An 11265-nucleotide genomic window follows, 5' to 3' on the forward strand; every position below is an offset into this window, starting at 1 on the left:
TCAAGCATACGATAACGGATAAAAAAACGCCCACGCCGGGGCACGACGTGGGCATCAAGACCACGGATGCGGTGTCCGTGGCCCGACAGATCGTAGGCAATTTCTGCAAGAGGGATTGCCAACAATTGTGTCGGCAAGCATTGCTGACGCGCTCGTTGCGCGGTTTGCAGGGCAATCGTCGCGCGACCGATGCGCGCCTTCGGCGTCAGCTGGCGCGCGAGCGCAGCGGCAGGCAGATCGAGAACGTTGCACCCTCACCTGGCGCGCTGCGCAGCATCACCCGTCCACCGTGGCGTTCTGCCACGGTTTTCACGAAGACCAGACCCAGACCACTGCCCGACGGCGCATCGCTGGCCGGTGCATGCACGCGGCTGAACGGCCGGAACAGGCGCGCCTGGGCCTCGGGCGCAATGCCGGGGCCCAGATCGGTCACTTCGATGGCCATGTAAGGCCCGAGCCGGCGCAGTCCCACCGTGACCGGCACGCCGTCCGGGCTGAACTTGATGGCATTGCTGACCAGGTTGGCGATGGCGCGCACCAGCAGCGCTGGCGCGGCACGCAATGTCACGCCGTCGCCATCGAGATCGAGCCGCAACTCGATACCGCGCGTCTTCGCCAGCGCCCATAGCTCGTCGGTGGCGTCCAGCACCAGCGCCGTCAGGTCGACTTCGGCAAATGCCAGGTTTTGCGATTCGGCCTGGGCCAGGCGGATGAAATCGTCCGCCAGCGCCAGCGTACGGTGTGCGTGTTCGCCGATGCGGCCCAGCAGTTCGGTCTGCGCCAGAGCCCGCTCGGGCCGCGACTGCAGGTCGATCAGCGCCAGGATCGACGCCTGCGGCGAGCGCATGTCGTGCGACAGGAAATGCAGTGTCTGCTCGCGCTGGCGCTCGGCGCGGCGCACGGTCGTGATGTCGATCAGGCTGACGATGACACCCGCCGGACGCCCCGTCTCGCCGTGCAGCGGCGCGCCGTGCAGCAGGTAGCGGCGGTCGTCCTCGGTGGCGAGTTCCACGCCGTGCGAATCGGATGACGACATCACCGGTGCGTCGGCGTCCAGCGCGCCGCACAAGGCATCCCAGTATGCGAGCCCGGGGCCGGGCACCGGGAACAGCGTCTCGACGATATCGGGCAGACCCGGGCGCTCCAGTCCGCCGTAGGCATCGGCATAGGCATCCGCATAGGCGCCGGCAGACGACAGATCGCCCAGCCCGGCCGGCTGCGGCAGATCGTTGATGCCCTGCAGCACCACCGGCACCAGTGCCACCGCGCGGCGATTGGCCACCAGGATGCCGCCGTCGAGATTGCAGATGACGGTGGCCTCGGGCAGGCTTTCCAGTCCGTCCGACAGAAAGCGCCGCATGTCGCGCAGCCGGGCGGTCATGTCGTAGACGGCCTGCATGCGGCCATCAAGCGAATGGTCGACAGGCGCCGGCGCGCCCAGCAGGCCGGGCTCGCGCACCAGTCGCGCCAGTTCCTCGGACAGGAATCGCAGCGCGGCTTCCTGGCGCCGCCAGCTCCAGAGCGGATACACGAGCAGGCAGCCAAACACCGCCGCGGATGGCGCGAACCACAGCTGCATGCTGCCCACGAGCATGATGCTGCCGCCGATCAGGGCCGCCACCAATACGGCCACGGCGATCAGTGCGTCGCGCGGCGTCAGCATCCAGGCGGCCAGTGCGGCAAGCAGTACCGGCAGCAGCGTGGCAAACCACCCGGCCAGGTCGTGTACGCGCACGATGCCCGTGCCGTCGCGCAGGGCCTGCAGCGTGTTCGCCAGGATCTCCACGCCGCTCATGCCGCGCCCGTCGTGCGATACCGGGGTGGCAAAGACGTCGCCGATGCCGGTAGCCATCGCGCCCACGATCACGTACTTGTCCCGGAAAAAGCCGGCGGCAAGCTGGCCGGACAGCACGTCGAGCACCGACACGCGTTCGAACGTGCCCGGCGGGCCCACGAACGGAATCCGCAGGCGGTCCTGGCTGACCCAGCCGGCGCTGTCGATACGCCGCGCGCGTTCGTGGCGGAACGAATCCGGCGATGGCGGCGACGGCTGCCCGTAGGCGGCCATCGCGGCGGCAAAGTGCCACACCGGCGGCGACTCGCCATCACCCTCGCGCAGATAGACCGAACGGGCCACGCCATCGGCATCGACGCTCATGTTGATATGGCCGTTGGTCGCAGCAAACGCTTCGAGCGGACGCCGCATGACGGGGCCCGCTACGCCCGTTTCCGCCACCACGGGCAGAATCACGTTGCGGGCACGCGCAATGGCCTGCGCCAGTTCCATGTCGTCGGCCGGATAGCGGATGTCGGGCTCGGACAGGATCACGTCCAGGCCAACGACACGCGGCTTGTCGGCCGCGATATGGTCGATCAGTGACGCCAGCACGGTGCGCCGCCACGGCCAGCGGCCGATGGCGCCGATGCTGGCATCGTCGATGGCTACCAGCACGATGTCGTTGCGCGGAGCGTGCGGCTGGCTGGCGATGGCAAAGTCGAGCAGCGCCAGGTCGGCACGCTCGAACCAGTTGAAGCGTGCCACCAGCGCGGTAACCACCACCACGGCGGACAGCAGCAGCACCCACTCCACGCGGGTGCGGCGATGAAAGAAGGCGGCAGCCCGGCTAGCGGATACCCGTCTCGATGCCACGATCGGTGCCCCCCAACACCACCACGCCACCGCGCACATCGCGCAGCACGGCTGGCAGTACGATGCGCTGCGGTGCCGAGAACGCGGCCCCCGGCGGAATATCGGTGCCCTCGGCACGCGCCACCCGCACGTAGTACGTGCCAGCCTCCGGGCGCGGCAGGGCCAGTTCATTGTGCGCAGCGCGCAGCGTCTCCAGCCCCTGGGCAAAACTGCCGTCGCCGGCAATCTGCACGACATAGCCTGACTGGGCGGTTGCATCGGCGGGCCAGCGCACCAGCAGTTCGGCGCCGCTGTCGCTGGCGGCGGGCAGCGGCGGCGCGGGTTCCACGCGCAGGCGCTGGGCATCGCTCCAGGGGCCAGGCTGGCCGCGTGCATCCAGCGAACGCAGGCGCCACCACCACTGGCCCATCGGCAGGGTCAGGCGAGATTCCACGCCGGTTTCGCGCCGGACGTCCGCCTGCTGCGCAAAGCCGGCATCGGCCGCCACGGCAAGCTCGTAGCCGGTGGCATCGGGCACGGCGGCCCACAGGAACTGCGCGCCACCGCCATAGGCCACGCCATCGGGGCGCGGCGCCAGCGAGAACGGCGCGGGCGGGTGGCGCCTGACCGTGACCGGCAACACGCCGGCCTGGCCAGTCATGCCGTCCGCAGCCAGCGCACTGACAACCACGTACAGCGCGCCATCGGGCATATCGTCCAGCGTCGCGGCGGGCCCGGCCACCTCGGCGGCCGATACCCATTCGGTCAGCGCGGCATCGCGCGCCACGCCAATGCGATAGCGGGCGGCGCCGGGCACGGCCTGCCATTGCACGGCCAGCGACCGCGACATCACCGGCTGGGCCACGGGCGCCACCTCGGGGGCCGGCAGCAGCGCCACCGGCTTGCCCACCTGGCCCCGCGCCGACACGCCTACGCCAAACCCGGCGGCCACATCCTGCGACGTGGTACGTGCACCCACGCCAACGCGCCCTTCGACCACCTCGCTGCGGCTGCCTGCACCGTCCACGGCCACGCGATAGCGCGTGCCGCGCACCCCCGTCACCATCACCGGGGTACGGATTTCATAACGGCCGACCCCGTTGCCTCTGGGCGCCACGCGGGAATCCGCCGCGCCACGATCGATGCCGATCACGGTATCGGTCAGCCCGCTGCGCGCGAACGACCGCATCCGGCGCACGGCCATCGACGTATCGGCCGGCAGCGCCACGCGCGTGCCGTCCGGCAGCTCCAGGGTGACAGCGCCATCGGCACCGGTGTTGACATGGGACGACTCGGCCAGCGTCTGGCCAACCTGCACCGGCCGTCCGTCGGCCTGCACCTCGCCGCGCACGAAGACCACGCTTGCCGTCGCAGGTGCCACCGGAATCCTCGACAACGGCATGCGGATGCGCGATCCCGGCACCAGCCGATACGGATCCTCCACACGATTGCGTGTCTGCAGCAGACGCCAGTCGTCGGGGCTCTGCATATAGCGGGCAGCCAGACCGATCAGCGTGTCGCCCGGCTCCACCTCATAGATAAAGTCGCCGCCCTGGCTTCCGGCCGGACCCGCCAATGTACTGCCAGGCAGAACAATGCAAGCCATGCCGCCGCACAGCACCGCACGGCCGAGCCAGCGCCGTCTACGCATCGGCGGCCCCCGCGGCCTCGAAGCGATAGCCGTGCGAGTAGACCGAGGTCAGCCGCACCCCGTGCTCGGGGCGCAACGCCAGTTTGATACGCAGGCGCGAGACATGGGTATCGAGGGTGCGCGATCCGGCATCCATGGCGCGGCCCCAGACTGCCTGCTCGATCACGTCGCGCGACAGCAGCCGTCCAATATTCCGGAACAGGAACAGCGCCAGGTCGAATTCACGCGGCGACAGGTCGGCAATCTGCCCGGCCAGCGCGATGGTGCGACGGCGCGCATCCACCACGTAGTCGCCCTGCCGGATCAGTTCGTCGTCGTGAACGGCGTCGGGATAGGCGCGGCGCAGCAGCGCACGCACGCGCGCCACGAATTCGGCCGGGCGCAGCGGCTTGGCAAGGTAGTCGTCGGCACCCACGCTCAGGCCCGCGACGATGTCGGCCTCGTCGATGCGGCTGGTCAGGAACAGGATCGGCGGCAGGCGGCCTGAGTGCTGGCGCACCCAGCTGACCAGTTCGTATCCGCTTGTATCGGGCAGTTGCCAGTCCATGAGGATCAGGTCGAACGCCTGATCGCGCAGCGCGCGCAGGAACGCGGAACCGGTCGCAAAGCTGGTGCAGCTAAAGCCCGCCTCTTCCAGTAGTTGCCGGATCTGTTCGGCCTGGGCGGCATCGTCCTCTACTGAGGCAATTCTCATTACATCCCTCTGATGACTGCGGCCTGTGTGTCTGGCACGGCGGCGTCATGTTACCGAAACGCGCAGTGGAACGTCGAGGCTACATTAGAGGGGATACACCGCGCAGGGTGTTGCAGGCGCGCCGCAGGCCGGCACCGTGCCTTGCGGGCGTAATGAAAACGTGGCCCCGGGCGTGCCAGTCGGAAAGACCCCGGGGCTGCCGCCACGCTGTACGGGCGGCGGCCCCGGCACATGCTGCCTTACTGCAGCATGTAGGTCTCGTACTCCAGCCGGTCGAGCTTGCGGTCCAGCAGGTACAGGGCCAGCGCCACCACGATCAGCAGCGACACCGCGAAGCCGTAGCCGTACCAGGCCGGGCCCAGCGACAGCGTCAGGCGGGTCAGCACGAAGTTCAGCACCACGAACGTGCCGGTCAGCATCAGCACCTCGCGGCGGCGGTCCAGGTAGAAGTAGATGTTCAGCACCCCCAGCAACACCACCTGCAGGCTGGCGCCGATCACATCCACATAGAGCAGCGGCAGGTAAAGCTCTGAAATACCCAGCAGCCGCAGCAGCCAGCCACCCACCACGAACAGCAGCAGCGACGCGATGGCCTGCACCTTGACGATCTCGTACAGGCCCAGGCGGATGGTCTGCACCATCGTATTGCGCATGTCCTCGATATGCTCCAGCGAACTGCCGCCGCGCACCGCGTTGTAGAACGCGTCGTAGTACTCCACGAAGTCGGTCTCGATGCGCACCAGGAACACGGCCATGCCCGGGATGATGGCCAGGTAGGCCAGGAACACCGGGATGTCGTAGATGATCGACGCATGCAGCGGCCCGATCACGGGTTGGCCCGTGGACGGCGCGTACCAGAACATGAACTTGTCGATCCAGATGCCCAGGTTGTAGAACAGCCCGATGGCGATCAGGCTCGGGTAGGCAAAGCGCCGCTGGAACACCTCGAACGACATGAACCGGTGGCTCGTGTAGTTGCGGTAGATCAGCGTGATCATGCCGATCAGCAGGCACAACTGCCCGAACACGAAGCCGCCCAGCAGGCCTTCGAGCCCGTGCGAGCGCAGCGCCAGGGCCGCCAGCACGGTGATCGTGTAGCCGACAAAGAACGTCCACACGATGGCCTTGTACTGCTTCATGCCCGACAGGAAGATGGCCGCGATCCAGATATTGCTCATGATCACGAAGCCCGCCACCATCTGCAGCCGGTACAGCACCGACTGCTCCGGGAACGCCCAGATTGCACAGGCCAGGCCAATGGCGCCCGCCAGCGCCGTGCAGAGCAGCGCCACGGCGTGATAGTTCGACAACACCAGGTCGGCGCGCTTTTCGAACAGGCGGTCTGACGTGAAGCGCGTGAACGACAACTGCATCGGCCCTGTCAGTATCAGGCTGCACGCTATCAGATAAGTCACCGACACCTGGAACTGCGTGATCAGCGCCCCGGGAATGACCCAGCCGATCGACAGCAGGCCGATCAGCAGGATGCCCAGGATGGACAGCACCCACGGGCCCGAGCTGATCACGCCCGCATACGCGTACGCGCTGAGCATGCCCGACAGGCTGTCCCGCCGGAGCATCTTGCGAAGTTCGAATCCAATACCGGCCATCTCAGCGTCCTCCTGCCTGCGCGCCGTGGTGCACCGGGCACTTCGCGGGGCTGGCGCCACCATGCTCGCGGCGCGTGTTGTCCGGCATCGCCATCAGTTCGGTATAGAGCGTGCGATAGCTGCCCACCATCTGTTCCTGCGTGTAGTACTTTTCCACGCGCGCAATTCCCGAAGCCTGGGCCGCGTACCAGCGGTCCGGATGCTGCAGCAGGCCGAGTGCCGCGCCGGCCAGCGCAGCCGGATCGGCAATGCGCACCACGTCGCCCGCGGCGCCCAGCGCAGCGTCGTCGCCGGGCAGGCCGAAGATCAGTTCACTGCACGAGCCTACGTCCGTGGTCACGCATGGCACGCCCGCGGCAAAGCCTTCGAGCACCACCAGCGGCAGCGCCTCGGAAATCGAGCTCAGCACCAGCACGCCCACCTTGGGCAGCAGTTCGTCGATCTTCTGGAAGCCCAGGAACTTGACCTTGTCGCCCAGGCCCAGGCTTTCGGCCAGGCTGCGGCATTCGCGCGCGTATTCGGCATCTTCGTCCTCGGGGCCCGCAATCCAGCCTTCGGCCTCTGGATACTCGCGCACCACGGTCAGCATCGCGCGGATAAAGGTCTTGATGTCCTTGATCGGCACCACGCGGCCGATCAGGCAGAGCACCGGCGGCACACCCGGTGCGCGCTTCTCGCGCAGCGCCGACAGGCGCGGCAGGTTGATGCCGTTCGGGATATTGCGCGTGCGCTCGGCCACCGCGCCGTCCAGCACCTGGCGGCGGCGGTTGCCTTCGTACAGCGCGGTGATCTCGTCGCCGGCCTCGTAGCAGACGCGCCCCAGCGTTTCGAAGAAGCGCACCCAGAGTTCGCGGAAATAGCTGATCTGGGAAATGTCGCGTTCGAAGATGTTCCGGTTGTCGCGAATCCACTGGCTCTGGAACAGGTCGATCTTGCGTTCCTTGGTGTAGATGCCGTGTTCGGACACCAGCAACGGACGGCCGTTGCGGTGGCGCAGCATCGCACCCAGAAAGCCCGCGTAGCCCGTGGACACCGTGTGGTAGACCTTGGCCGGGATCAGGCCGTCGGCAATCCGCACCAGCTGCCACAGCGGCTTGTGCATGATGCGGATGGTCCAGAAATAGTCCGTGAACGACGGGTCCGTGCAGAACTGGCGGTACTGGCTCGTGATCGTGTCCCAGGCCCGCTTGCTGTACAGGAACGCGTCCTCGGACAGCGCCCCGCCCTCGCGCAGCTGCGGCATCAGTTCGCGGATCAGTTCGCCGGCCTCGGCTTCCTTGCCCGGCTCGCGCAGCAGTTCGTGCAGCGCGTCCGACTTGTCGAACGCGCGCGGGTCGCCCGGCGTGCCATGCACCAGCGGCGGCGGCGGAAAATCGTACAGGAAATGGGTTTCCAGATGCACGACGTTCTCGGGCAACTGGTAGACCATGTCGCCATAGTCCTCGCGGCGGCTGCCGATGAAGACGATGCCGAACCGGATATCGGGAAACGCGCGGATCATCTGGTTGACCCAGCTCGACACGCCCCCGCTTACATACGGGAACGTGCCTTCCAGCAGCAGCATGACGTCGGCAGACGTTCCCTTGACCAGAATTTCGCTCATGATTGCCAATACCGCAGCAGGGGCCGCACCAGCGGGAGCGGCGAAGGACTGTCGAAAGCCGCCATGAGGCGGCGGACCGCGGCGTAGTCGCGTTCCAGGAAGGCGGCTTCCGCCAGCAGCGGCAGCACGCGCTCGCGGGCAAAGCCCAGCGTCTCGGCACGGCCCAGGAAGTCGCGCGCCTCGCCGGGCGCATTGCGTGTCAGCGCCAGGCGGCCGCGCATGTACCACAGCGCGGCGTTGCTGTCGTCGATCTCCAGCGCGGCGCTGGCGTAGCGCTCCACCTGACTGGCCGTGTAGCGATACACGTCGCCCTGCACCAGGTTCTGGTAGATCAGTTCCCAGTACAGGTCGGCCAGGCGCTTGTTGATTTCCAGCCGCGCCTGCGGCGTGTCGGCCGATTCCAGGCGCGGCAGCTCTGCCAGGATCTTCTGGGTGAGCTGTTTCTCGGCGCCATCCAGCATGCCGTAGGCCAGCAGGCGGATATCGTCGGTGCTGTCGGCCAGCAGTTCACGCAGCACGGGGCTGGCCGTGCGCGTAGGCATCGATTGCATCGCCACCAGCGCCGTCATGCGTTCCGGCAGCGGCGCACGCGTGTTGCCCAGCTGGGCGCGCAGGCGCGCACCGCCGCCGTGCGTCACGCGCTGGATCAGGTGCGTCACGAATTCGGGCAGCGCCACCGAGGCAATGCCGGCGCTGTCGCGCTGTTGCGGAAACAGCTTCGAGAACAGCAGGCTGCCCGCGCACACCAGCGTCCCGCCCAGCGGCACGAAGAAGCAGAACGCCGCCATGTAGGCGTAGCTCCACCCGAACGGCGTGCGGAAGCGGCGCGGCAGCAGGCGCCACACGGCCAGGCCCAGCAGCCCGGCCGTAATGGCCTGCAACCCCAGGAACGACAGCAGCAACGGCAGCCCCGAACCGCCATGGAACAGCAGGTACAGTGCCGCGATCTGCGAGGCGGTGCCGCCGATGGTCAGCTTGCCCATGCGTCAGCCCGCCTGCGTCTGGCCGGCGGACGGAGCAGCGCCCGGCCCGGGGGTGGCATTGGCGCCGACCGCCGGCGTGGCGTTGCCGCCGCCGTCCTTGCCGTCCAGATGGCAGCGGTGCAGCAGGCGCACCAGCGCCTCTTCCGCGCCGGCCGCCGGCACCGGCAGCGTGTACACGCCGATGTGCGCACTGGCGAAATCGGTGCCGAACTGCGCACGCAGCATGTCTTCGATACGTACCAGGTAGGCCGACACGGCCTGGCTGTCCGACAGCGGCATCAGCGTCAGCATGGCGCGCTGATGCGCCCCGCGCGCCGGCCAGGCCACGTCCAGCGCCCGGCGGCTGCGCACCACCTGCTCGAACAGCGCGTCGCGCGCTTCGTCCAGATCGAACACCAGCGCCACCACGGAACTCTGGATCCCGGTTTCGCGGCGCAGGCGCGACAGGCGCGCGTAGTCCAGCGCGAATGCGTACGGAATGGCCGGGGCCAGTTCCTGGATGCCGTGCGTGGCCTGGGCATGCTCGACGCCATCGGCGTAGTAGCCCATCAGCACCATCAGCAGCTGCAGGTTTTCATAGGTCAGCGACAGGAACGGCATGCGCTCGACCACCAGCACCCCGATCAGGCGGTCGGAACCGGCCAGCACCGGCGCCACGGCCACGTAGCGGGTCTCGGCGTCCTGCTGCAGGCCCGTGGTGCGCAGATGCGCGAGTTCGCGCGTTTCCATGCAGTGGCGCACCAGCGGATCGTCCACGTCCAGCGTGAAGTCCGGACCGATGGCGGCCACGGCTTCGGGCTGGAGCCTCTCGCCCACGCACGCGAACAGCGCGGCGCCTTCAAGCTGGCAGGCCTGTGCCACCACCTGCAGCATCGGCTGCGCGCCAGCCAGGAGCTCGACCTTGCTGCCACGCGCGGCATCCTGCATGGCCACGGCACGCAGCTGCGACAGCGTGTCGCGCAGCGTGGTCGGGCGGGCCAGCAGATCGTTTTCCAGGCGCGCGTGCGAAATGCGCAGCAGGTAGTGGTTCTTGGTCAGCGCGGACAGCCGCTCGTCCAGGTAGCGGTTCACGGCGCGTGCGCGTGCCAGGCGCGTGTTCCACACGTCGCCGAACTGGCCAGCCACCAGCACCAGCAGCAGGCCGCCCAGGAAGAACATGCGCGGGAACGCGTTGCTGTGGCCGCCAATGCCGTCAAAGAAGAACCAGCCGCCCAGCAGCATCAGCACGGCGCCCACGCCTACCAGCGTTCCGTAGCGCAGCGCCAGGATGACCGGCAGCAGCCAGGCCCACGGAAAGCCCAGACCCAGCAGCAGCGGGTTTTGCGGCAGGATCGCCCACGTGATGGCCATCGCCACCGCCATCACGACGATCATTTCCAGCACTGCCGCCGCCCCGCCTCCCGCGGGCGCCAGCCAGCGCGCATAGCGCCCGCCAAGGCTGATGCCCTGCCCCTGGCGAGTCGTCTGGCGCTTTTTATCCGCGGTGTTAGCCACGCTTGTCACCCGTCCTTTTTTCTACCCGGTTCAACTCAACCCTGCATCAGCGGTGCCAGCAGGCGGCGCAGCAGCTTCTGGGCCACGCCCGACAGCGACTCGCGGCTCCAGCCCGCGTTGCTGCCCGTGGCCGACCACACTACCTGGCCACTCGACACGTCGATCAGTTGCAGCGAGATGCCCACGGCCGGCTCGCCATCGACGCCAACCTTGTAGCGCCATTCCTGCACGGCGCCCGTCAGCGCATAGCGCGCCCGTTCGCCGCGCGCCCATTCCAGCGCCTTGTTCACCGACTCGCGCTCGGCCGGCTCGAACAGCGTTTCCGGGTTCAGCGACGCCGGATAGCGCTTCAGGTTCGCCACGCCGCCAGTCTTCAGCAACGACTCGGCAATGGCTTCGGCACGCAGGCCAGCCTGCGGCGTTTCGGTGTAGTTCACGATCGGCAGCACGGCAACGGTGTCGCCGGCGGCCATCTGGGGCGCGCGGCCCACGTCGGTCACGGCGCAACCGGCCAGCCACAGCGCGGCACCGATTGCCGCAACCCATGCCATCAGGCGACCCGTGCGGGTATTGGTCCTGTTCATCTTCGATCCCCCTCGTT

General features: G+C 67.9%; 8 protein-coding genes. All 8 read right to left on the reverse strand.

Annotated elements, in window-relative coordinates; all coding sequences use genetic code 11:
• Positions 1–205: 205 nt before the first annotated feature.
• Positions 206–2689 carry a CHASE2 domain-containing protein gene (locus ACOABP_RS20850; RefSeq protein WP_474229976.1) on the reverse strand — a complete coding sequence of 828 codons (2484 nt, stop codon included), beginning with the start codon at positions 2687–2689 and terminating at the stop codon, positions 206–208.
• The gene (locus ACOABP_RS20855; RefSeq protein ID WP_474229978.1) at positions 2625–4280 is read right to left on the reverse strand and encodes a FecR domain-containing protein; all 1656 of its coding nucleotides are present in this window, start codon (positions 4278–4280) and stop codon (positions 2625–2627) included. The genes ACOABP_RS20850 and ACOABP_RS20855 overlap by 65 nt, the downstream gene beginning before the upstream one ends.
• Positions 4273–4974 carry a response regulator transcription factor gene (locus tag ACOABP_RS20860; protein ID WP_474229980.1) on the reverse strand — a complete coding sequence of 234 codons (702 nt, stop codon included), beginning with the start codon at positions 4972–4974 and terminating at the stop codon, positions 4273–4275. Before ACOABP_RS20860 ends, ACOABP_RS20855 begins: the two co-directional genes overlap by 8 nt.
• Positions 4975–5213: 239 nt before the next feature.
• Positions 5214–6584 (reverse strand): exopolysaccharide Pel transporter PelG, encoded by a 1371-nt coding sequence (pelG, locus tag ACOABP_RS20865; RefSeq protein ID WP_474229981.1) that lies wholly within the window; start codon positions 6582–6584, stop codon positions 5214–5216.
• A 1-nt stretch (position 6585) separates the two neighbouring features.
• Positions 6586–8187 carry a GT4 family glycosyltransferase PelF gene (gene pelF, locus ACOABP_RS20870; RefSeq protein ID WP_474229983.1) on the reverse strand — a complete coding sequence of 534 codons (1602 nt, stop codon included), beginning with the start codon at positions 8185–8187 and terminating at the stop codon, positions 6586–6588.
• Positions 8184–9170, reverse strand: a complete 987-nt coding sequence (locus tag ACOABP_RS20875) for a tetratricopeptide repeat protein (protein ID WP_474229985.1) — start codon at positions 9168–9170, stop codon at positions 8184–8186. Before ACOABP_RS20875 ends, pelF begins: the two co-directional genes overlap by 4 nt.
• Before the next feature lie 3 nt (positions 9171–9173).
• Positions 9174–10673 (reverse strand): PelD GGDEF domain-containing protein, encoded by a 1500-nt coding sequence (locus ACOABP_RS20880; protein WP_474229987.1) that lies wholly within the window; start codon positions 10671–10673, stop codon positions 9174–9176.
• A gap of 26 nt (positions 10674–10699) precedes the next feature.
• Positions 10700–11248, reverse strand: coding sequence for a penicillin-binding protein activator LpoB (locus ACOABP_RS20885; protein ID WP_474229989.1), 549 nt, complete (start codon positions 11246–11248; stop codon positions 10700–10702).
• Positions 11249–11265 lie beyond the last annotated feature (17 nt).

The organism is Cupriavidus sp. HE11, assembly GCF_056097175.1.